This is a genomic window from Rhizobium sp. P1_C7 (assembly GCF_056406295.1).
Genome location: NZ_JBFUAL010000002.1, coordinates 128,963 through 149,767, shown reverse-complemented (window position 1 = coordinate 149,767; position 20,805 = coordinate 128,963). Strand labels below are relative to the sequence as shown.

At 62.5% G+C, this 20,805-nt stretch carries 20 protein-coding genes, 1 tRNA gene and 1 pseudogene; 8 read left to right on the top strand and 14 right to left on the bottom strand.

What is annotated here, in order from left to right; translation table 11 throughout:
* Positions 1-140: 140 nt before the first annotated feature.
* Positions 141-230 (bottom strand) — tRNA-Ser (locus AC1D2R_RS03850).
* Positions 231-438: 208 nt separating this feature from the next.
* Positions 439-645 (bottom strand): hypothetical protein, encoded by a 207-nt coding sequence (locus AC1D2R_RS03845; RefSeq protein ID WP_477965393.1) that lies wholly within the window; start codon positions 643-645, stop codon positions 439-441.
* A 689-nt stretch (positions 646-1,334) separates the two neighbouring features.
* Here AC1D2R_RS03845 and AC1D2R_RS03840 point away from each other — a divergent pair.
* Positions 1,335-1,585, top strand: a pseudogene (locus tag AC1D2R_RS03840) (GlsB/YeaQ/YmgE family stress response membrane protein).
* A gap of 66 nt (positions 1,586-1,651) precedes the next feature.
* Here AC1D2R_RS03840 and AC1D2R_RS03835 read toward each other — a convergent pair.
* Positions 1,652-1,933 (bottom strand): hypothetical protein, encoded by a 282-nt coding sequence (locus AC1D2R_RS03835; RefSeq protein WP_477964932.1) that lies wholly within the window; start codon positions 1,931-1,933, stop codon positions 1,652-1,654.
* A 220-nt stretch (positions 1,934-2,153) separates the two neighbouring features.
* Here AC1D2R_RS03835 and AC1D2R_RS03830 point away from each other — a divergent pair, with 220 nt between their 5' ends.
* From AC1D2R_RS03830 to AC1D2R_RS03805, 6 genes are all read left to right on the top strand, one after another.
* Positions 2,154-4,046: a peptidylprolyl isomerase gene (locus AC1D2R_RS03830; protein ID WP_477964930.1), complete on the top strand. Its 1,893-nt coding sequence runs from the start codon at positions 2,154-2,156 to the stop codon at positions 4,044-4,046.
* Positions 4,047-4,061: 15 nt separating this feature from the next.
* On the top strand, positions 4,062-5,078 hold the full coding sequence (gene trpD, locus AC1D2R_RS03825; RefSeq protein WP_477964928.1) for an anthranilate phosphoribosyltransferase: 1,017 nt from the start codon (positions 4,062-4,064) through the stop codon (positions 5,076-5,078).
* 106 nt (positions 5,079-5,184) lie between these two features.
* Positions 5,185-5,997 (top strand): indole-3-glycerol phosphate synthase TrpC, encoded by an 813-nt coding sequence (trpC, locus tag AC1D2R_RS03820; protein WP_477964926.1) that lies wholly within the window; start codon positions 5,185-5,187, stop codon positions 5,995-5,997.
* 1 nt (position 5,998) lies between these two features.
* Positions 5,999-6,499, top strand: a complete 501-nt coding sequence (gene moaC, locus AC1D2R_RS03815) for a cyclic pyranopterin monophosphate synthase MoaC (RefSeq protein WP_477964924.1) — start codon at positions 5,999-6,001, stop codon at positions 6,497-6,499.
* Complete coding sequence (locus AC1D2R_RS03810) at positions 6,496-7,719, top strand: molybdopterin molybdotransferase MoeA (protein WP_477964922.1); 1,224 nt, start codon at positions 6,496-6,498, stop codon at positions 7,717-7,719. The genes moaC and AC1D2R_RS03810 overlap by 4 nt, the downstream gene beginning before the upstream one ends.
* 844 nt (positions 7,720-8,563) lie before the next feature.
* On the top strand, positions 8,564-8,983 hold the full coding sequence (locus AC1D2R_RS03805; protein WP_477964920.1) for an ACT domain-containing protein: 420 nt from the start codon (positions 8,564-8,566) through the stop codon (positions 8,981-8,983).
* Between the two features lie 5 nt (positions 8,984-8,988).
* On the opposite strand, the gene AC1D2R_RS03800 is transcribed toward AC1D2R_RS03805, so the two are convergent.
* The 6 genes from AC1D2R_RS03800 to AC1D2R_RS03775 form a co-directional block, all read right to left on the bottom strand.
* The gene (locus tag AC1D2R_RS03800; protein ID WP_477965391.1) at positions 8,989-9,642 is read right to left on the bottom strand and encodes a class I SAM-dependent methyltransferase; all 654 of its coding nucleotides are present in this window, start codon (positions 9,640-9,642) and stop codon (positions 8,989-8,991) included.
* 72 nt (positions 9,643-9,714) lie between these two features.
* Positions 9,715-10,146, bottom strand: a complete 432-nt coding sequence (locus AC1D2R_RS03795) for a GNAT family N-acetyltransferase (protein WP_477964918.1) — start codon at positions 10,144-10,146, stop codon at positions 9,715-9,717.
* Between the two features lie 34 nt (positions 10,147-10,180).
* Positions 10,181-12,106: a DEAD/DEAH box helicase gene (locus AC1D2R_RS03790; RefSeq protein ID WP_477964916.1), complete on the bottom strand. Its 1,926-nt coding sequence runs from the start codon at positions 12,104-12,106 to the stop codon at positions 10,181-10,183.
* A 98-nt stretch (positions 12,107-12,204) separates the two neighbouring features.
* Entirely contained in the window at positions 12,205-14,064 is a 1,860-nt protein-coding gene (locus AC1D2R_RS03785) for a CHASE2 domain-containing protein (protein ID WP_477964914.1), read from the bottom strand.
* 6 nt (positions 14,065-14,070) lie between these two features.
* On the bottom strand, positions 14,071-14,598 hold the full coding sequence (locus AC1D2R_RS03780; RefSeq protein ID WP_477965389.1) for a FecR domain-containing protein: 528 nt from the start codon (positions 14,596-14,598) through the stop codon (positions 14,071-14,073).
* A 115-nt stretch (positions 14,599-14,713) separates the two neighbouring features.
* Complete coding sequence (locus AC1D2R_RS03775) at positions 14,714-15,847, bottom strand: citrate synthase (protein WP_477964912.1); 1,134 nt, start codon at positions 15,845-15,847, stop codon at positions 14,714-14,716.
* An 86-nt stretch (positions 15,848-15,933) separates the two neighbouring features.
* On the opposite strand from AC1D2R_RS03775, the gene AC1D2R_RS03770 reads away from it, so the two are divergent.
* Positions 15,934-17,022, top strand: coding sequence for a citrate synthase/methylcitrate synthase (locus AC1D2R_RS03770; RefSeq protein ID WP_477964910.1), 1,089 nt, complete (start codon positions 15,934-15,936; stop codon positions 17,020-17,022).
* Positions 17,023-17,026: 4 nt separating this feature from the next.
* Here the strand turns inward: AC1D2R_RS03770 and AC1D2R_RS03765 are convergent, their stop codons facing one another.
* From AC1D2R_RS03765 to tpiA, 5 genes are all read right to left on the bottom strand, one after another.
* Complete coding sequence (locus tag AC1D2R_RS03765; protein WP_477964908.1) at positions 17,027-17,176, bottom strand: hypothetical protein; 150 nt, start codon at positions 17,174-17,176, stop codon at positions 17,027-17,029.
* A 1-nt stretch (position 17,177) separates the two neighbouring features.
* Positions 17,178-17,429: an SRPBCC family protein gene (locus tag AC1D2R_RS03760; protein ID WP_477964906.1), complete on the bottom strand. Its 252-nt coding sequence runs from the start codon at positions 17,427-17,429 to the stop codon at positions 17,178-17,180.
* Positions 17,430-17,566: 137 nt separating this feature from the next.
* The gene (locus AC1D2R_RS03755; RefSeq protein WP_477964904.1) at positions 17,567-19,195 is read right to left on the bottom strand and encodes a CTP synthase; all 1,629 of its coding nucleotides are present in this window, start codon (positions 19,193-19,195) and stop codon (positions 17,567-17,569) included.
* A gap of 184 nt (positions 19,196-19,379) precedes the next feature.
* Entirely contained in the window at positions 19,380-19,886 is a 507-nt protein-coding gene (gene secG, locus AC1D2R_RS03750) for a preprotein translocase subunit SecG (protein ID WP_477964902.1), read from the bottom strand.
* A gap of 105 nt (positions 19,887-19,991) precedes the next feature.
* Complete coding sequence (gene tpiA / locus AC1D2R_RS03745; protein ID WP_477964901.1) at positions 19,992-20,762, bottom strand: triose-phosphate isomerase; 771 nt, start codon at positions 20,760-20,762, stop codon at positions 19,992-19,994.
* Positions 20,763-20,805 lie beyond the last annotated feature (43 nt).

The following is a 20,805-nucleotide window of genomic DNA, read 5'->3' as shown; positions in this document are numbered from 1 at the left end:
AAGATCGCGGCAATCCCGCACTCCTGGGTGGTCGTTGCCCGTGCCGGTCATTCAGCCTAGCCGCCTGATGCTCACAGAGCCAGCCGCGTTCATGGCGTCACCCAATAAATTCAACCCGGGCATCTAGTTTTATATGAATTTGGCGGAAGAGGTGGGATTCGAACCCACGGTACGGTCTCCCGCACGCCGGTTTTCAAGACCGGTTCCTTAAACCACTCGGACACTCTTCCATCACGTCGATCCGATCCCGCTCCGCACACCGCCCACTTGAAGCACCGCATGCAGATTGAATGGCAGATCTAGTTCGTGAGGCTTTATAGCCACTACGCTCGCATCGTCAACCGGCGCGACGGGGTGCATACACCGATCGCGTTCTCTGACGGATAAATATGGACGCTCAAGCCTGTCCGACCTGCCACTGAGCGACAGGACGCCATCTCAATGCGACGTCGTCTTGCGGTTCGCCAAAAGCAGAATGTAGTCGTCAGCCGCGTCGGCGATTGCCATCGCCACTTCAGCAGGCGCCCAGCCTTTCTGCTTCGCCTCATGGATGATTTGAAGAAGTGCAGGTTCCACATCCGCCCGGCAATCGAGCAAGCGTTGATCGTGGGCAACCTCGCCCTGAACCGACTGAAGATTGATCATCATTGGTACCCCTCATTTTCAAGAGCCTAGCATGACATAGATTAGAGGTTGAGCAAGCGATTGCTGAAAGAAAGATAGGTTTCGGCAGCCGCTGCGGTATTTTGACGACACTCCACGGAAGGCAGTCGCCGTTTCGTTCGCACCCGATGCTACGAGAAGGAAGCGGGTCCAGCACGTTGAATCATCGTCGCCTGCAATCGCCGGAAGGTCGTCCCGATGGAGCCATTTTCGATCTACCATGATGTTTGCAAACCATAATATGTCATACGCTTGGATTCAGCCATTGAGCTTTCGGTGCTGGATTGCGACAACTGGGCATTGGTCGCATCTCGCCCGCGGCTTGGCGAGCTGACGGACCTACTCGACATGGCGTCGAGTCTTTTCATCGGAATCTTCCAGAGGTTGTGTTTTGTCGGGTTCTGATGGCGCTTGGCGCGTCGCCTGCCTGCGACGTTTTATCGCAGCGACCGCTTAATCCACCTGCACCGATATTCTTACCCGTCACGCTTGCGGGATCGGCGGTGTTGCCTATCTATTTTTCGTGCGGGAATTGATGAAGGACGATCTGCTTTGGGTGGGGAGTGCCTTTGCCGGACGACCTTGCACGCGTCGTCTGACCCCTGATCATATCGGAATTCAGTCGTTTCATCTTCGGCGTAGTTCATTCGTTTCCTCGAAAAAGTATAGCCATGGAAAGCGCGGGCGTCATGGATTGCGGCCATCATCATCGGCGGCTTTGCCGGTTGGATGGCGGAGAAGTTCATGAACAGCGACATGGGCTTGCTTATGAATATACTGCTCGGTATCGTCGGGGCGATCGTCGCCAACACCGTTCTGTCAGGGTTCGGCGTCGTCCCCGGCGACTGGCTCGGCTATCTCATAGCTGGCTTTTGCGGGGTCCTGCATTCTCATCGCGGCGGGACGAGTGATACGTAGGTGAACTGTGATCAAAAACGAAAGGGCCAGGCAGCTTGGCGCCCGACCCTTATCAAGGTGATGCCACCGCTTACCTGCGGCTCATCAATCCGAATAAATAGGCGACCCCGGCGGTAACTGCGAGTGCGAACAATGGTTCCTCGCGTACCTTGTCACGCACACGTTCCGTCATGACCGACGCTTCGTCGGCAACAGCGCTCTTGGCGCCCTGCCCGAGCGCAACAACGCTTTCGGACAAGCGTGCAAGGTCGTCGCGCAACGCTGCGACCTGTGCGGAAAGATCGTCTGCTGCAACGTCCGCCTTCATGCGCGCGGCTGTGGACTGGGCGGAGGCGGTTTTCATATCGGCCATAGTCTGCTCCTGTTTTTTCGGCATGCAGTTCAACGAAATGACCCCGCGAAAGGTTCCGAGGTGCGGCATCTTTTGTTGCGCGGAAAGGCTGCGAAACGCAGGCCGGTATAGCGCAGATGTTTTCGCGCGATAACCCTTCATTTCCTGACAGCTTTGCTCTAAGGAACGTCGAATGCCTTAGCCCGCGAACGGGCGAATAGAATGCGAGGTTTGCGTTTCCATGTTCGATATTCTGCGAAGAGCTGCCCAGACTTGGGTTGCCAAGCTCCTCATGCTGCTCCTGGTCGCCTCCTTCGGCATATGGGGTGTTTCTCATTCCCTGCTGACCGGCAGCAATAGCACCACGGTCGTGACAGTCGGTGATCAACATGTTGATGTGAACGAGTTCCGCCTCGCCTATCAGCGCCAGGTGGCCAATCTCAGCCAGCAGTTCGGCATGCGTCTGACGCCCGAACAGGCCCGCGCATTCGGCGTTGAGCAGCAGGTTCTTGCACAGCTCGTTGCCGGCGCTTCGCTGGACCAGTTGGCAGACGACATGAACCTCGGACTTTCGCAGGATCGTCTTGCACAGCTGATCGGCGACGATCCCGCATTCAAGGCCGTCAATGGCCAGTTCGACCGCGCGCTTTTCACATCAAGGCTGCGCAATGCCGGTATCCGCGAGGACGATTATATCAAGGAACGCAGCAAGGTCGCCATCCGCAGCCAGATCGTCGATGCGGTGTCGAATGGCTTTGCGGCGCCTAAGACGCTCGTGGATGCGCTGAAGCTCTACCGTCAGGAAAGCCGTGGCATCGACTACCTCATTCTGACCAATGCCAACATCGAGCCGATCAAGGCGCCGGCAGACGACGTTCTTTCCAAGTGGTTCGAAGGCGCAAAGCCGCGCTTTCGCGCGCCTGAATATCGCAAGGTCGCGTACCTCAAGCTTCAGCCGGACGATATTGCCGACGTTGCCTCCGTCACGGACGATCAGATCCGCGAAGATTTCGAGAAGCGCAAGGATAGCTTCCGGACGCCGGAGACCCGAACGATCGAACAGCTGACCTTCCAGAACAAGGACCTGGCCAACGCTGCGGCGAACGCGATGAAGACCGGCACCACGTTCGACCAACTGGTGACTGACCAGGGCAAGACGGCAAGCGACGTATTCCTTGGCGAATTCGCCAAGGACAAGGTCCCCGACCAAGCCGTCGCGGACGCCGCCTTTGGCGTGGGCAAGAATGCCGGGACGACGCCCGTCGTCGACGGCACGTTCGGGCCGGTGATCCTGCGTATCAGCAACATCAAGCCTGAGAGCACCAAGACCCTCGACGAGGTCAAAGAAGAGATCCGCAAGCAGCTGGCAGTCTCCAATGCCTCGCAGGAACTGATCAACGTGCACGATCAGATCGAAGACCTGCGCAGCTCCGGCTCGACGCTCGAACAAATCGCGACGCAGCTGAAGCTGAGGGCCGTCGTCATCGACGCCGTGGATGCGACCGGTCTCGACAAGAGCGGCAACGAGGTAAAGGACATCTCAGCCAAGCAGCAGGTACTCGCCGCCGCGTTCCGGGCCGAAGCCGGCGCCGACGTGCCTTCACTGTCGATCGGCACAGATGGCTACCTGTGGTTCGATGTCCGCGACGTGACGCCGGAGCGCGACCGTCCGCTGAGCGAAGTCCACGACAAGGCGGTTGCGGACTGGACGGCTGAACAGCAGAAGGCGGAACTCGCCAAGAAAGCCGAGGAGCTGAAGCAGCAGGCGCAGAAGGGCACGTCGCTTGCTGATATTGCCGGCCCGCTCGGCCTGACCATCGAAAACAAGAGCGGTATTGCGCGCGGAATGGATGACGCCGTTCTCGGCAGCGCCGGTGTCACCGCCGCCTTCTCCGGCCCGGTCGGTACCGTCGCCAATGCCATCGGTGCAGACGCGACGACGCAGATCCTGCTCAAGGTGACGGAAGTCAACACGGAGCCAACAGGCGACGTGCTGAACAACCAGGACCAGCAGATCACTGCGATGGCGAACGCTGCAGGTGATGATATCCTCGACCAGATGGTGAACCTGCTGCAGACGCAGTATGGCGCGTCGATCAACCAGCCGCTCGCCGAACAGGCAGCCGTCCGCTAAGGAGAGCGAAACCGTATGACCGATCTGAAGCCGCTTCTGGCCAAGGCTGCAAGCCGCGAGCCCCTGACCCGTGAGGAGGCCCGTCAGGCCTTCGACATTCTGATGTCCGGTCAGGCAACACCTTCGCAGATCGGCGGCTTCCTGATGGCGCTACGCGTTCGCGGCGAGACCGTCGACGAGATCGTCGGGGCGGTGACCACGATGCGCTCGAAGATGCTCACGGTAGACGCACCGGTGGATGCCATTGACATCGTCGGCACCGGCGGCGACGCGAGCGGCACCTACAACATTTCGACGCTGGCGGCTCTCATCGTCGCCGGCGTAGGGGTTCCGGTCGCCAAGCACGGGAACCGTGCGCTGAGCTCGAAATCCGGCGCGGCAGATAGTCTTGCTGCGCTCGGCGTTAAGCTTGACGTAACCCCTGCGATCATCTCGCGCTGCATTCGCGAGGCCGGTGTCGGCTTCATGTTTGCCCAGCAGCACCACTCTGCCATGCGCCACGTCGGTCCCTCCCGCGTCGAGCTCGGCACGCGTACGATCTTCAATCTGCTCGGCCCACTGTCCAATCCAGCGGGCGTACGCCGCCAGTTGCTTGGCGTTTTCGCACCGCAGTGGGTGGTGCCGATCGCCGAAGTGATGCGCGATCTCGGTTCCGAAAGCGTTTGGGTCGTTCACGGCAACGGACTTGACGAGATCACGACAACGGGAAGCACCAGCGTTGCGGCGCTCGAAGGCGGCAAGATCAGAACGTTCGAGCTGTCTCCGGCCGATTTCGGTGTCGAACCCTGCCAGCTCGACGCTATCAAGGGCGGCGACGGCGTCGTCAACGCGGCAGCATTGCGCGACGTGCTGAGCGGCGCAAAGAATGCCTATCGCGATATCGCTCTTGCCAATGCCGCTGCCTCACTGGTGATTGCCGGCAAGGCCGAGACGCTCCGCGACGGTATGCGGCTCGCCACAGTATCGCTCGACAGCGGTGCGACGGCCTCGGCGCTCGACAAACTCGTCGCCGTGTCGAACGATATCGACTAGAGCATTTCCGTTTCTTTGAAACGCGAAAACGCTCTATCGTTTTGCTTTTGCGCAATTCCAGCAAAACCGCTACGCACTTTTGCTGAAATTGCTCTAGGATACAGCCATGACCGACATTTTGCAGAAGATCGAACTCTACAAGCGCGAAGAGATCGCTGCGGCGAAGGCAAAAGTGTTGCTTGCCGATCTCAAGGCCATGCAGGCCGATCAATCTTCGCCACGTGGTTTCTACAGGTCGCTGGTCGCCAAGCGTGATGCCGGCCAGTACGGCCTGATCGCCGAGATCAAGAAGGCAAGTCCGTCGAAGGGACTGATTCGTCCGGATTTCGAACCGCCGTCGCTGGCAAAGGCCTATGAGCTCGGTGGCGCAGCCTGCCTCTCGGTACTGACCGATACGCCGAGCTTCCAGGGTGCGCCGGAGTTTCTGACTGCAGCGCGCGCAGCGTGCACATTGCCGGCACTACGCAAGGATTTCATGTTTGAGACCTATCAGGTGCACGAAGCCCGCGCCTGGGGTGCCGATTGCATTCTTCTAATCATGGCATCGCTATCCGACAGCGATGCCGAGCGCCTGCAGGACGAGGCCTTCGGCCTCGGCATGGACGTGCTTGTCGAAGTGCACGACGCGGAGGAGATGGAACGGGCACTGAAGCTCTCGTCGCCACTCATCGGCATCAACAACCGCAATCTGCGCACCTTCGAGGTCAGCCTCACGGTCAGCGAGCAGCTCTCTGCCATGGTCCCCGACGACCGGCTGCTGGTCGGCGAAAGCGGTGTCTTCACCCATGACGATTGCAAGCGCCTCGAAGCCTTCGGCATCAACACGTTCCTCGTCGGCGAAAGCCTGATGCGCAAGGACGATGTAGCGGCGGCGACACGAGCACTGCTCTTCGGCGACGCCGCACTGGCGGCCGAGTGACATGAGCGGCGGCAAGGCCGGACTCACCCATATCGGCGCGTCGGGAGAGGCGCACATGGTCGATGTCGGCGACAAGGCCGATACGGTCCGCATCGCGACAGCCGTAGGCCATGTGAAGATGGAGCCCGAGACGCTAACGCTGATCCGCAAAGGCAATGCAAAGAAGGGCGACGTCATCGGCACGGCCCGCCTTGCCGGCATCATGGCAGCCAAGCAGACCAGCAACCTCATTCCGCTCTGCCATCCGTTGATGCTCACCAAGGTGTCCGTCGACATCGTCGAGGATCCCGCCCTTCCCGGGCTGCGCATCACCGCGACCGCGAAGCTGACCGGCAAGACCGGTGTCGAAATGGAGGCGTTGACCGCCGTTTCGGTCGCATGCCTCACCGTGTACGACATGGCCAAGGCGGCCGACAAGGCCATGGAGATCGGCGGCATAAGGCTGCTCGCGAAATCCGGCGGCAAGTCCGGTAATTTCCACCACCCGGAGCATTCCAGATGAGCCTGCTGCCGGTGGCCGACGCAAAGGAACGCCTGCTTTCGCAGGCGAAACCGGTCGATTCTTCCGAAACTGTCTCGCTTGCCGACGCGGACGGCCGGGTTCTCGCCATCGATCTCACGGCGCGCCTGACGCAACCTCCTTTCGACGCTTCCGCCATGGACGGGTATGCGCTTCGGCGGGAGGATGCTCCGGAGCCTGGAGCAGAGCTGAAACTCATCGGGACCTCCGCTGCGGGCCATGCGTTCGATGGTATGGTGGGCAGGGGCGAGACTGTTCGCATTTTTACCGGCGCCCCCGTTCCATCAGGTGCCGACAGTGTATTGCTTCAGGAAGACGCGGGGACAATCGAAGGCGGTATCCGCACCACGTTTCCGGTGCGCCAGGGCCAACACATCCGGCCGGAAGGTCAGGATTTCGTCGAGGGGGAAGCCGTGTTTGCGGCCGGAACGGTCCTCGATTTTTCGCGCCTGACCGTTGCCGCCGGCATGAACCATGCAGCGCTCATCGTTTTGCGGAAGCCGCTGGTGGCGCTGGTGGCCACAGGCGACGAGCTCCTGCCCCCAGGCAGCACGCCGGCGCCGGCGCAGATCATCGCATCCAGCACCTTCGGCATTGCAGCGCTTGCCCGCAAAGCCGGTGCCGAGGTGCTGGATCTCGGCATCGTACCCGACGACGCGGCGGCAATCACCGCGGCTGTCCAGCGTGCCCGGCAGGCGAGGGCCGATGTCATCGTCACGCTCGGCGGGGCGTCGGTTGGTGATCACGACCTCGTGCAGGCAACGCTTCTTGCCGCCGGCATGAGGCTCTATTTCTGGCGCATTGCCATGCGCCCCGGCAAGCCGCTGATGGTCGGCAGCCTCGACGAAACGCATGTGCTGGGGCTTCCCGGAAATCCGGTATCCAGCCTCGTTTGTGGCATCCTGTTCCTCGAACCGTTGATCCGCAAGCTGGCCTCGCTGCCGCCGGTGAAGCGGGACGCGATCGCGAATACATCCGTCACCCTCAAGGCCAACGATCAGCGCCAGGACTATGTGCGGGCACGGCTGCTGACGTCCTCTTCCGGCACGCTGCTGGCCGAACCCTTCGGTAAGCAGGATTCCTCGATGATGAAGATCTTCGCACAGGCCGATTGCCTGATCGTGCGGCCGCCGCATGTACCGGAGCTGCCTGCCGGCAGCCCCTGCCCCGTCATGCTGCTGCGGCCCGACCTGATCGGCTGACACCGTATATCGTCGATCGTCGCGTCCCGCGGTAGTGGACACGCCAAGGAACCACGCGGCTCTATCACCGTGGTTTGACCATGCATGCTTGCTCGGACGGGGCGCTGGAAATTGTCGCGTAGTTCCCAGCGCCCGTTCGGCGTTTTTTTCGCGCAACTCCGGTCCCCCTGCATTCCCTTCTCAACTTCGCCGGGGGAGAAGCTTGCGCTTCCCCTGGGGAACTCGGGTGCCGCACGGGCACATCCGTCGCTCAACTCGGCAAGGCATTCGCTCTGGCCACCGTCTTCGGAGGGAGACCATGTTCTGAGAACCCGGATGAGAGAGCATTCGTCGGTCTCCCGCACCCAGCGCCAGCCCACCTCGCCGCAACGCCTTACGGTGTATCCGATGACGGGACGCGGTGATTGTAGGCACGGGTTTGGGGAACGGGGACAATTGAGGATGGGATTTCGCCTAAGTGGCTGATGTTGCAGATTCGCCGCCGCGTTATCATCCCTCGTTCCGAGACCCCTCCATTCCTCAGGAATGAGGGGAGAATCGCGGGCCGTGCAATCGGAGAACAGGGCAGAGGATTTCGCCTAAGTCGCCGACTTTTCTTTCTTTGGTGCGTAAAACTCTTCACTACGCCAAGGCGTAGTCACGGCGCGGACTTGTCCTGAATGGTTTCCTGTGACAAGCAAAGGAGGGAAGATGAAGCTGGAGGAATATTAGGACACCTGTCCTGTCCTGTCCTGTCCTGTCCTGCCCCGTCTCCTCTCGTCCCGCATCCAATGTTGCGTCGACAATCGCCTCATCCGTCGGAGTTCATGCTAGGTTTCGGCACCGGTGTCATGGAGATCGAGAGATGGCGACGCAGCAGACAGTTCGCGATACGAAGGGCATGCTCGCAGGCATGACGCCTGTCCTTGCAGCGGGGGAATTCATCTTCTGCACTACTGGCGATATACAGCTTGCTGCACGCGCGAATACGGTGGCGCTGGCATGGTTCCGCGAGGCTGAAGGTGTGTCGCTGGTTCTTTGCCGCAACGATGCCGAGGCGTTCGGCTTCGACTGCGCCGTGCCGATGCGCCACATCGTTCTCGAAGTCTTCTCGTCGCTGGAGGGTGTCGGCCTTACCGCTGCGGTGGCTTCGGCTCTGAGCCGGGCGGGCATTGCCTGCAACATGGTCGCTGCCTATCACCATGACCATGTCTTCGTTCCGTCGGACAAGGCCGATCCGGCGATGGAGATCTTGAAGGCGTTGCAGATGGCTGCCTGCGCCTGACGCATTCAGTCCGCACGGTCTATGGTGAAGATGCCGGCGAGCGTTGCCTCGCCGCTCGAGCCTTCGCCGAAATCAGGCACCGGATACTCGGCCAGGAGCCGCAGCCTTTCCTGCGGCAACGGAGTTCTGCGGGGATCGCCGATCAGGACGTCGATACCCGCGGTCCGGCAATCGCTGAGATAGCCGAGCATCCTTCCCGCGAGGCTTTGCTCGTAGAAGACGTCGCCGGCGAGAATGATGTCCACGTCAGGCGGCGCTGAAGAAAGAAGATCGGCGTGCCGCGCATCGACGGTGACGACGTTGGCCTCGGCATTGAGCCCGATTGCCGCGATCGCACGTGGGTCGATATCGGCGGCGAGGACGCTCGCAGCGCCGCACTTCGCAGCCGCTATCGCAACGATTCCCGAGCCGGCGCCGAGATCAACCACGCGCCGGCCGCGAATGCATCCAGGATTGTTGAACAAGTGGTGGGCAAGCACCGTACCGCCGGCCCAACTATAGGCCCAGTAGGGTGGCAGCCCGCCGGAATTGCCCGCACCGAGACGCGACAGGCGACTTGCCGAGTGGGCGATGTAGGTGACGATGTCCGGCAGCGTCGGTGCGGGTCGAAGATGCAGATTTTCGGCGATGAATGCCCTGATATCCGCGATGGACGACAGGCTGCTCGCGGCGCGGCCGTCGCCCGGGTGGTGATGCTGACGTGTCGTCCCCTTGCCCAAGGCCCGCCCCGATCAATAGTTCTTCATCGCCAGATGCGGCATTCCGCCATCGAGAAACTCGTCGCCAAAGGCATTGAACCCGAAGCGTTCATAGAGTGCCACCTTGTCGCTCTGGGCGGCCAGATAGAAGCGGTTGTCGCGTGCGGCGCGGTGTGTGTTCATCGCGTGGTCAAGCATCGCACTGGCAATGCCATGGCCACGCGCGCCCATATCGACGGCGACGCGGCCGATCTTCACGTGCTCGTTCGTATGGATGACACGCAGGGTGCCGCAAACCTCGCCATCCCTCAATGCGACGACATGGTGCGCGGCGATGTCATCGCTGTCGAACTCCTCGTCGGCCGGCACCTTCTGCTCGACGATGAAGACGGCACGTCGGAGCTTGAAGGCTTCGTTGCAAAGGGTACTGAAGACCGGAACCGTCAGAACCACTGCATCTGCCATCGCATCCTCCTTGCCGTCTTCGGCTTGCTAAAACTCAGCCCTTCTTCTTCGCGAACTTCGGCTTCGGACCGTTGCCGGGCTTACCCTCGAACTTGGGCTTACCCTCGAACTTAGGCTTGCCCTCAAATTTGGGCTGGCCTTCGAACTTGCCAGCCTTCTTGGCCCAGGGCTTGCTCTCGCGGCGTTCGTCGCGCTCGCCAGCGGCCGGAGCCGCATCGCTGCGCTGGCCCTTCTTGAAGCCGTCATTCGGGCGATCGCCGCGGCGGTCGTCGAAGGACTTCTTGGCGGCGTAGGGCTTGGACGGCGCAGACTTGTTGAAGTCAGGCGTGCCGTTCAGCTGGGTGACGCGGATGCCGCGCTCCAGTGCTTTGTTCGGGCCGATCGACTGCAGGAACGCTTCGGCGCTGTCGGCCGCGATCTCAACGAAAGTTTCGTCCTGCTGCATCTTGATCGCGCCGATTTCGCGCTTAGTGACGTTGCCGTTGCGGCAAAGCATCGGGATCAGCCAGCGCGGCTCGGCATTCTGCTTGCGCCCTACGGAAATGGAGAACCAGACGCTCGAACCGAAGTCGTCGCGCGGTCCCTTCTCGCTCGGCTCGCGCGGGCCGTCGGCGTTGTCGCGACGCTTGCGCGGGGTATCCTGGACGGAAACCTCGATCAGGTCCTCTGGCGCGGACTGGTTGGAGCGGTAGAGGTTGACGAAGGCGGTCGCAAGCTTCTCGGCCCCATGGGCGGCGAGAAGGCGCTTGACCAGATCCTGTTCTTCTTCGCGGGGTGCTTCCGCGAAAATCGGATCGGCCAACAGGCGCTCCTCGTCACGCGCGGTAACCTCTTCGGCGGACGGCGGGCGCGCCCAGGCAGCCGAGATACCGGCGTTGTCGAGCAGACGCTCGGCCTTGCGGCGGGCATTGAGCGGCACGATCAGTGCGCTGATGCCCTTGCGCCCGGCGCGACCGGTACGGCCGCTGCGGTGAAGCAGGGTGTCGGGATTGGTCGGCAGATCGGCATGGATGACGAGATCGAGGCCCGGAAGGTCGATACCGCGGGCGGCGACGTCGGTTGCGATGCAGACGCGTGCACGACCGTCGCGCATCGCCTGAAGCGCGTGGGTGCGCTCGTTCTGCGTCAGTTCGCCCGACAGGGCAACGACGTTGAAATTGCGGTTGTGGAAGCGGGCCGTCAGGTGGTTGACGGCGGCGCGGGTCGAGCAGAAGACGATCGCGTTGGTCGCTTCGTAGTAGCGAAGGACGTTGATGATCGCATTCTCGCGGTCGCTCGGGGCGACGGCCAAGGCACGATATTCGATATCGACATGCTGCTTTTCTTCAGCCGTCGTGGCAACGCGCACAGCGTTCTTCTGGTAGCTCTTGGCGAGCTTTGCGATGGCCGCTGGGACCGTTGCGGAGAACATCAGCGTGCGGCGGTCATCGGGCGAGGCTTGGAGAATGAACTCGAGGTCTTCGCGGAAACCTAGGTCGAGCATTTCGTCGGCCTCATCGAGCACGACCGCCTTCAGGCCCGACATGTCGAGCGCCCTGCGGCGGATGTGGTCGCAGAGACGGCCCGGCGTGCCGACGACGATATGGGCGCCACGCTCGAGCAAACGGCGCTCGCTGCGGATATCCATGCCGCCGACGCAGCTGACGATCACGGCGCCGGTCATTTCATAAAGCCACTCCAGCTCGCGCTTGACCTGCAGCGCCAGTTCGCGCGTGGGAGCAATCACCAGGGCGAGCGGTTCGGCGGCCGGCTCGAAGCGCTCCTGGCCTTCGAGCAGCGTCGGTGCCAGCGCCAGACCAAAGGCAACGGTCTTGCCGGAGCCGGTCTGGGCCGAAACGAGCGCATCCGAAGCGGCGAGCGCCGGGTCGAGCATGGATTTTTGAACTGGGGTCAGGTCGGTGTAACCGCGCTTGACCAACGCCTTGGCGATCGCCGGAGCGACGCCGCTGAAATCTGTCATCTTGTCTGTCTTTCGGAATTTTCAGGCGTATCGCACGCCGTGGCCGGAGCTTGCCGGTTGAAAAGTTGCGCTGTTCCTACTTCGTCAGGCAGCAAATGTCAAAGCGGATGTCCTTGCCACAGCCAGACATCGACACTTTCGGCTCTTCCACGGATTGCCGCCAGCTCCGGACCTTCAAGCCGGCCCGAGTGAAGGGGCGCGGCGTCAGCACCCGCCGCCAGCATCAGCGCCGCGCTCAGCGCCAACTCGACGTGGCGCGCCGCCGCCACCTCCATCAGCCGGCTTGCGACGTTCACGGTATCGCCGGTCGCGGTAATCTGCTGGCGGGCGCCGGTGCCGAGGCGCGAGGCGACGACCGGTCCGCAATGGGCGCCGACCTTGAAGCCGATCGTCCGGCCCGCGAGCACCGGATGGACAGAAAGCCAGCCGCGCATGCGCCTGCAAAGCCCGACCGCGCAGGCGGCAGCCCGTGCTGCATCGTCACCTGAGGCCTGCGGCAGGCCGAAGAGAATCATCGCGCCGTCGCCCATGAAGCTCGTGATCGCGCCGCCATGGGCGCGCGCCTCGTCGTCCAACAATTCGAAGAAGCCGCTCAGAACCTCGCGGACATTTGTCACGCCGATCGCTTCGCTCAACCCCGTGAATCCCGACAGGTCGACGAAGACGACGGCTACGTCTTGGCGAACCGGCTCCCGCAGAAAGTTCGGATCGCGCGCCAGCCATTCGCCGAGCCCGGGCGCCTCGATACGCTGCAGCAGGTCGCTTTCCGCTGCATACCGAGTGGCGCGAATGCGGTCGAACCACAGCTCCATCGCACCGAAAAGAAGCACGGGCGGCAAGGTCGCGGCAATCGGCAATGCGGCACTGAACCAGTATCCGTGGGCAAACGCGAGCAGATTGAGCATCACCCAGACCAGCGCAACTGCGGCAATGGTGGCGTAGCCGAACGCGCTGCGGCGCCATGCGAGAAGGCTGATCAGCAGCGGCGGCAGGGCAAAGGCAGCAGTGGCATCGAGCAAGCGGACAGCGTGGTCCCTGACTAGACCGTCGCCGGCGATCAGTTGCGTGATCGCTGTGGACATCACCTCCACGCCCGGCAAAACAGGATCGAACGGCGTCGGGAATACGTCCCCGCCGCCGGTTACGGTTGAACCGATGACGACGACCCGTCCCTCCACGGCCTTGGCAGGCAGTTTGCCGTCAAGCGCATCAGCGGCGCTGTAGGTCGGGATCGTGCCGTGCGGACCGTAGAAAGTGAGCGGCAGCCGCTGCCCGCCATCGGTCGGCAGGTGACGGTCGCCAAGCGACAGCCCGGCGGGTGAGAAAGCCGGATTGATCCCCAGAGCAAGCGATGCGGCGCGCAGCGGAAAGGACTGATCGACGCGATGCGCACCGCGGGAGATGAGCGGAACATAGCGCGGCGTTCCTGTCTGATCGGTGGACACGTTGACGACACCGGTTGCGGCGGCATCGGCGAAGCGGGCAAGCGGCAGCAGCATCTGGCTTGCAAGCGGGATCGCCGCCAACGGATCGTTGTCGTCGCGTGTCACCGACTGAGTACTTTCTGGAAAGACTCCAGCGGCGGCGATGACCGATGGAACCTGTCTCAGCGCAGCGGCAAGTGCGGCATCCCCATCCTCCGGCCCCGGATCGACCAAAAGCAGATCGAGCGCCACGACCTTTGGCTTCAACGTGGAGATCGAGTCGATCAGGCGGGCAAGCGTTGCGCGGCTCAGCGGATAGCCGCTGGCCGCAGCAGTGCGGTTGTCGATAGCGACGATGCTGACAATCGGCGGCGGCGTCCTTGTACCGAGAGCCAGGCTTCGGAGGTCGGTCAGCGACGCCTCAATGCGGTCGAGGAAGCCGGCCGTGCCTCCAAGATGCATGTAGCCGAGCGAGCCGCCCCAGACGGCGGCGACAATCAGCGCTGTCGTAATCAGAAGCCTCCTGGCCTGCATGGGCGACTACTGGCCGAGCCGGGCGAGCAGGGCTGCCGCCCGCGCCGGCGACCAACGGCGGACCGTCAGCTGCCCGCTGCCTGCCGTTACGTCAACGCCCTCACCCACCGTCAGGATCACCGTCTGTCGCGACGCGAGCCGGCCAACGGCAACACGGCCGCGAACGACAAAGACGGCCGTTGTGCCATTCTTCACGTCGACGGCCCAGCGGGTTCCACGAACGGCGGCGATCGCCTGCGGTGTCAGCACCTGAAAGCCCTCAGTACGCCTTGCCCCGTCAACATCGACCAGCACGGCCTTGTTGCGCAGCGACACGGCATCCGGGCGGCCATCGCGATTGCGGTCAATGAGATTGAAACGCGCGCCGCCCTCGGCCGTGATGGTAACGCCATCGGCACAGCGCATGATCTGGCGCGACGTGCCCCCCACGGGCTCCATCGTGCATCCGCCCGACTGCGCGGACGCGGCGCCTGGCGAAAACAGCATCGCTGCAGCAAGCGCTGCTGAAAAAGCAAAAGGAAACCACGTATCGATCCGCATCAACGCCCCCGTCACGACACCGGCGCTGGCCGGCGCTGGCCATAATACTCGGATTGAATCGCAGCGCATGCTAAAATCATGCATTGCTGTGCGCTAGGATCAAGGTGTCCTACGCTTGGATCGGCAACCCGGTGTAGCGCGCCCTTGGACGGATCAGGTGCCCGCTTTCGACCTGCTCCATTGCGTGCGCAAGCCAGCCGATCGAACGCGCCAGGGCGAACATCACAAGCGGTGCATCGTCCGGAAGGCCGCAGCAGCAGGCCATGGCGCTGAGGGCGAAGTCAATATTTGGCTTATCTCCAACCATCTCCTCCCCGAGAGTGGCCAAATCGGCATACGGGGCGGGCAATGGGAATTGCGCCAGGAGCGCCTTTGCGCGGATATCTCCGTCCGGATAAAGCGGATGGCCGAACGCGCCCAGCGGCGTTCCCTGCGCCAGTGCTCGCCTGATTGCCGCGGCCGGGCCATGCGTGCGGGCGTTATCGACAAGCGAGACGACGCTCTGCCATGCGCCGCCGTGCAGCGGGCCGGTCAGCGTTGCGACGCCCGACAGCACGGATGCGGACAGTGTTGCGCCCGAGGAGGCAGTGACGCGGGTGGCAAAGGTGGATGCGTTGAGCTCATGATCGGCAAGTAGCACGAGGGCGCGGCGGATGCAGTCCGCCTCCTTTGCCCTGCCCCAGCCTGCCGCCAGGCGTTCGTGCAGCAACAGGTCCGCCGACGGCGGAGCGAGTGCCGCTGCAACCGTCGACAGCACGCTCTGTGCCTCGATCTTCAAGGCGTTTTGCGAGCGTCCAACCGTCGGCAGATCGCTGCTCACGCGCTCGGCAAGCAGGATGAATGCACGCGCGACCGACGGCCGAATGTCGGATGCCGCCGTGGGACTGACCGCAATCGGTGCCGAATCCCACAGCAGCGCAGCCGTCTCCTCCAGCGTGGCATGCTCCGCCCAGGCGGCGGCATCGCGGCCCCGGTAATACAGTCGACCCTCTACGATCGTGGAGATCGCCGAAGGCAGCACGGGGTCGCCCCACTGGATCGTTTCGGCGGCCACCGATTCTGCCTTTCGCCGCCCAGCATGCCGGTCGGCCAGACGGGTGACGTCGGCGGCATTGTAGAGGCTGCGGCGCGGATCGGTCGGGTCGGCCTTGGCGCGAATGCGGCCCCGGCTGACATTGGCGTAGAGCGTCTGCGGCTTTGTTCCAAGTTTCTCAAGCGCCTTCTCAGCCGTCAGCCAGGACATCTGCCCCTCATACATTGATCGATTTCATCAAGATTGACGTCAATCAAACTAGGTCCGATCCTTTATGGTGTAAAGGAGAAACAACGATGAAGAACGGATTGGAAGATGTCATTGCGGCGGAAACACAGCTCTCTGATGTGGACGGGGAAGCGGGGCGGCTGATCATCCGCGGCGTATCGCTCGATCATTTGGTCTTGACGGAGACCTACGAGAGCGTTGCAGCACTCCTGCTCGACGGACTGACCGAAAAGCATTTCGACGGCGACCAGTTGAGATCAAGGCTGGGCCACACGCGACGCCATGTTTTCGCTCATGTCGCTGCCGCCGATGCGGCCTTGCTGGCGCTGCCGCCGGTCGATGCGGTGCGGGCGCTGATCGCCCGGTTGGCGGACGGCGAGGATTTCGAGACGGCGCTGCGGCTGCTGGCAGCGCCGGCGGTCTTTCTGCCCGCTATCCTGCGGCTGCAGGCGGGCAGCCAAGCCCTGGAGCCCGATCCGTCCCTGACCCAGGCTGCCGACATCCTTCGCATGCTGACCGGGCGAGTACCGAGCGCAGAGCAGACGGCGACGCTCGACGCCTACCTGGTGACGATTTCGGACCACGGCCTCAACGCCTCGACTTTCGCTTCGCGCGTCATTGCCTCGACGCGGGCCGGCCTCACCTCGTCTGTCGTCGCGGCGATCAGCGCGCTCAAGGGGCCGCTGCATGGCGGCGCGCCTGGCCCGGTGCTCGACATGTTCGACGAAATCGGCTGCGAGGCGAATGCGCGTGCCTGGCTCGCGAGTGCGCTCGACCGCGGCGAGCGGCTGATGGGCTTCGGCCATCGAATCTACCGAGTGCGCGATCCGCGCGCCGATGCGCTGAAGGGCGCGCTACAGCCGCTGATCGCCACCGGCCAGGTCGACAGCGGCCGCATTGCGCTCGCAGAAACCGTGGAGCGCGCCGCCATCGCGATCCTCAGGGAGCGAAAGCCGGACAGGCCGCTCGATGTCAATGTCGAGTTCTACACGGCGCTGCTGCTGGATGCGCTGGGCTTTCCGCGCGAAGCCTTCACCGGGGTATTTGCGATCGGCCGAACCGTCGGCTGGATTGCACATGCCCGGGAACAGGCGCTCAATGGCCGGCTTATCCGGCCACGATCGGTCTATGTCGGGCCACTGCCCGAGGCGGCATAGTCTCTCAGCCATTCACGAAGGCGGCGAGCTGTTCCAGCGTCAAGCGACATCCGGCTTCGTTGTCTTCGAGCCGAATGTCGGGCGGAAAGTTGTCGCAGGCCGGGGTGACATCGGTGCCGCCGGCGACTGGCGAGAGTCTGGTGGGGACCGTCATTTCACCAGGCGACTAGTTCATCCGCCACCAGCATTGCAATTCGTCCCTTGAAAGTAACGGTGCCGTCTGTTGTTTTGCCCTGCTCGTGGTCGCCCGCCGGATAGACGGGCGACATGCTGAAACGGCCGCCTACGTGAGGCTCGAACGCCTTGACAAGGTTGCGACGGCCTGCGGATCGAGGAACGCTGCGTTGATCGTCTCGCGCGGAGCGGAGCGTCTTCGGAACCGTCCTGCAGCAGCGAGCATGGTCCATGCCACCAACCTAGCCCAAGGGCGCGGATTATCAAGCCTGCGGCAACCGAGTTGCAGTCGGGCGCCAAACGATCCGAAAAAGCCCCCCGCAGCGCGTTGCTGCGGGGCGAATTGTTGCCAGATCGAACTCCTACCTGCTCAGACCAGCCGGCTCTGCTCGGTTGCAGCTTCGATGAAGCTGGCGAACAGCGGATGCGGATCGAGCGGACGGCTCTTCAGTTCCGGGTGGTACTGGACGCCGATGAACCACGGATGGTCCGGATATTCGACGGTTTCCGGCAGCACACCGTCCGGAGACATGCCGGAGAAGACGAGGCCGCAGTTTTCCAGCCGATCCTTGTAGTCGACGTTGACTTCGTAGCGGTGGCGATGGCGCTCGGAGATATCGGTCGAGCCGTAGATCTCGGAAATCTTGGTGCCCTTCTTCAAGGCCGCCTTGTAGGCGCCGAGGCGCATCGTGCCGCCGAGGTCGCCGGACGCATTGCGCTTCTCGAGCGCGTTGCCCTTGATCCATTCCGTCATCAGGCCAACAACCGGTTCCTTGGTCGAGCCGAACTCCGTCGATGACGCGGTCTCGACGCCGGCCAAGTTGCGGGCGGCCTCGATAACCGCCATCTGCATGCCGAAACAGATACCGAAATACGGTACCTTGCGTTCACGCGCGAAGCGCGCCGCATGGATCTTCCCTTCCGATCCGCGCTCGCCAAAGCCGCCCGGAACCAGGATGCCGTGCACCTTCTCAAGGTACGGCGCTGGGTCTTCCTTTTCGAAGACTTCCGATTCGATCCACTCGAGGTTGACCTTGACACGGTTGGCGATTCCGCCGTGGTGCAGCGCTTCGATCAGCGACTTGTAGGCATCCTTGAGTCCGGTGTACTTGCCGACGATCGCGATCGTGACCTCGCCTTCCGGCGTGCGGATGCGGTTGCACACCTCTTCCCACTGGTCGAGACGGGGCTTCGGCGCCGGCTCGATGCCGAAGGCGGCCAGAACTTCGTTGTCGAGCCCTTCCTTGTGGTAGGCGATCGGCACGTCGTAGATGTTGGCGACGTCAAGCGCCTGGATGACGGCGGACGGGCGTACGTTGCAAAAGAGCGAAAGCTTGCGGCGCTCGGCTTCCGGAATTTCGCGATCGGCGCGAACGAGCAGGATGTCCGGGTGGATGCCCAGCGCCTGCAGTTCCTTGACCGAGTGCTGCGTCGGCTTGGTCTTCAGTTCACCGGCTGCCGGAATGTAGGGCATCAGCGTCAGATGAACGTAGATCGCGGCGCCGCGCGGCAAATCGTTGCCGAGCTGGCGGATCGCTTCCATAAACGGCATCGCCTCGATGTCGCCGACCGTGCCGCCGATCTCGCAGATGACAAAATCATAGTCGTCATTGCCTTCGACCACGAAATCCTTGATCTCGTTAGTGACGTGCGGAATGACCTGGACCGTTGCGCCGAGGTAGTCGCCGCGGCGTTCTTTGTCGATGATGTTCTTGTAGATGCGGCCGGTGGTGATGTTGTCGGTCTTGGTCGCCGAGCGTCCGGTAAAGCGCTCGTAGTGGCCAAGATCAAGATCGGTTTCGGCACCGTCGTCGGTGACGAAGACTTCGCCGTGCTGGGTCGGGCTCATAGTGCCCGGATCCACGTTCAGATAGGGGTCGAGTTTGCGAAGCCGAACCCGGTAACCACGGGACTGCAGCAACGCTCCGAGAGCCGCGGCCGCAATTCCTTTACCGAGAGAGGAAACCACGCCGCCAGTGATGAATACGTATCGCGCCATGGGAGCCACCGGATACCTTTTCAAAAACGATTCCACCAGCCCTAAAATTCATTTCCTGAATTTTAGGGCTTTAGTTTTCACAGCATTCTTCTTGCATCGTCGACGCGCGTGCTGTGTGGCGAAATCTGAACAAAAGAAAACCGGCAGACCCGAAGGCCTGCCGGCGGTTTATGTTTTCTGCCGCTTACTGCCCGCTGGGGACGGTCGCGGGTGCCTGGGCCGGAGCCGCCGGCGACATCGCCTGCGGTACCGCCGGAGCAGTCTGGGTGGCGGGTGCTGCCGGAGCCGTCACAGCGGGAGCGCTTGCTGCGGGAGCCGCAGGCGCGTCGCCGCCGGTCGGAACGCCGTTGCCCCGCTGGGCGGGCGCCTGTGCCGGAGCAGCGGCGCCGTTCTGGCCGCCGAGCGAATCAAGAATACCGTTACCAGCACCGCCCGTTGCCGGAATGCGGTTCAAAATATCGGTCGGACGCGCCTCGTAACGGTTGAGAATGCCGAGACCGAGCGAGGTGATGAAGAAAAGCGTCGCAAGGATCGCGGTCGTGCGGGTCAGCGCATTGGCCGTGCCGCGGGCCGACATGAAGCCCGAACCGCCGCCCACACCGAGACCGCCCCCTTCCGAGCGCTGAATGAGCACGACGCCGACAAGCGCCAGCACGATCATGAGATGAATGACAATCAATACGGTCTGCATGGGTCCAGTCCTGCCCGCGCAAAGCAGGCATAAAGTAAAATTCTGGCGCTCTTTACATGAGGTAATCCGCTATTCCAAGCCCTTCGGCGCGGAATATACACGGCTCTAAGCAAGCAGCGCTTCGTATGCGCCGTAGATGGCGAGGAAATCCGCGGCTTTCAAGCTCGCGCCGCCGATCAATGCGCCGTCGACATTCGCGACGCCCATAAGCTCCTTGGCGTTGCTCGGCTTAACGGAGCCGCCGTAGAGAATGCGGATCTTCTTGCCATTCTCGCCGAAGCGGGCAAGCAGTTCCGAACGCATGAAGGCGTGAGCCTTCTCGACGTCTTGCACGGTCGGTGTGACGCCGGTCCCGATCGCCCAGACGGGTTCGTAGGCGATAACTGTGTTTTCAGGTGTGGCGCTTTCGGGAACTGAGGCGGACAGCTGGCGCTTGATGACATCGAGGGTCTGACCCGCCTTGCGTTCATCCGCAGTCTCGCCGAGGCAGATGATGGCGGTTAGCTCTGCCGCAAACGCGGCTTCCGCCTTGGCGCGGACGAGATGGTCGGTTTCGGCGTGGTCGGTGCGGCGCTCGGAATGGCCGACGATGACGTGGGTGCCGAAGCAATCAGCGATCATCTCTGCGGAAATATCACCAGTGTGCGCACCCGACGGGTTCTGGTGGCAATCCTGCGCGCCGATGGCAAGCGGGCTATCCGTGCAGAGCGCTGTGGCGACATAGAGCAGCGTTGCCGGCGGGCAAATCAACGCCTCAACCTTAGCGGAAAGGGGGCCGTGGACGCCCTCGGCAATCGCTTTGATCTGGTCGAGGGAGGCACGCGTGCCATTCATTTTCCAGTTTCCCGCCACAAGCGGGCGCACGTCAGGGGTCATGCCAGCCTTCCCAATTTCTCCGTATTCAGCGGCCTTAGCAAAA

What these genes read in the sequence shown, in the direction of transcription:
- AC1D2R_RS03845 (WP_477965393.1), bottom strand. Translation starts at nt 645, where the DNA reads ATGATCAATCTTCAGTCGGTTCAGGGCGAGGTTGCCCACGATCAACGC.
- AC1D2R_RS03835 (WP_477964932.1), bottom strand. Translation starts at nt 1,933, where the DNA reads ATGGCCGATATGAAAACCGCCTCCGCCCAGTCCACAGCCGCGCGCATG.
- AC1D2R_RS03830 (WP_477964930.1), top strand. Translation starts at nt 2,154, where the DNA reads ATGTTCGATATTCTGCGAAGAGCTGCCCAGACTTGGGTTGCCAAGCTC.
- trpD (WP_477964928.1), top strand. Translation starts at nt 4,062, where the DNA reads ATGACCGATCTGAAGCCGCTTCTGGCCAAGGCTGCAAGCCGCGAGCCC.
- trpC (WP_477964926.1), top strand. Translation starts at nt 5,185, where the DNA reads ATGACCGACATTTTGCAGAAGATCGAACTCTACAAGCGCGAAGAGATC.
- moaC (WP_477964924.1), top strand. Translation starts at nt 5,999, where the DNA reads ATGAGCGGCGGCAAGGCCGGACTCACCCATATCGGCGCGTCGGGAGAG.
- AC1D2R_RS03810 (WP_477964922.1), top strand. Translation starts at nt 6,496, where the DNA reads ATGAGCCTGCTGCCGGTGGCCGACGCAAAGGAACGCCTGCTTTCGCAG.
- AC1D2R_RS03805 (WP_477964920.1), top strand. Translation starts at nt 8,564, where the DNA reads ATGGCGACGCAGCAGACAGTTCGCGATACGAAGGGCATGCTCGCAGGC.
- AC1D2R_RS03795 (WP_477964918.1), bottom strand. Translation starts at nt 10,146, where the DNA reads ATGGCAGATGCAGTGGTTCTGACGGTTCCGGTCTTCAGTACCCTTTGC.
- AC1D2R_RS03790 (WP_477964916.1), bottom strand. Translation starts at nt 12,106, where the DNA reads ATGACAGATTTCAGCGGCGTCGCTCCGGCGATCGCCAAGGCGTTGGTC.
- AC1D2R_RS03785 (WP_477964914.1), bottom strand. Translation starts at nt 14,064, where the DNA reads ATGCAGGCCAGGAGGCTTCTGATTACGACAGCGCTGATTGTCGCCGCC.
- AC1D2R_RS03775 (WP_477964912.1), bottom strand. Translation starts at nt 15,847, where the DNA reads ATGTCCTGGCTGACGGCTGAGAAGGCGCTTGAGAAACTTGGAACAAAG.
- AC1D2R_RS03770 (WP_477964910.1), top strand. Translation starts at nt 15,934, where the DNA reads ATGAAGAACGGATTGGAAGATGTCATTGCGGCGGAAACACAGCTCTCT.
- AC1D2R_RS03765 (WP_477964908.1), bottom strand. Translation starts at nt 17,176, where the DNA reads ATGACGGTCCCCACCAGACTCTCGCCAGTCGCCGGCGGCACCGATGTC.
- AC1D2R_RS03760 (WP_477964906.1), bottom strand. Translation starts at nt 17,429, where the DNA reads ATGGACCATGCTCGCTGCTGCAGGACGGTTCCGAAGACGCTCCGCTCC.
- AC1D2R_RS03755 (WP_477964904.1), bottom strand. Translation starts at nt 19,195, where the DNA reads ATGGCGCGATACGTATTCATCACTGGCGGCGTGGTTTCCTCTCTCGGT.
- secG (WP_477964902.1), bottom strand. Translation starts at nt 19,886, where the DNA reads ATGCAGACCGTATTGATTGTCATTCATCTCATGATCGTGCTGGCGCTT.
- tpiA (WP_477964901.1), bottom strand. Translation starts at nt 20,762, where the DNA reads ATGACCCCTGACGTGCGCCCGCTTGTGGCGGGAAACTGGAAAATGAAT.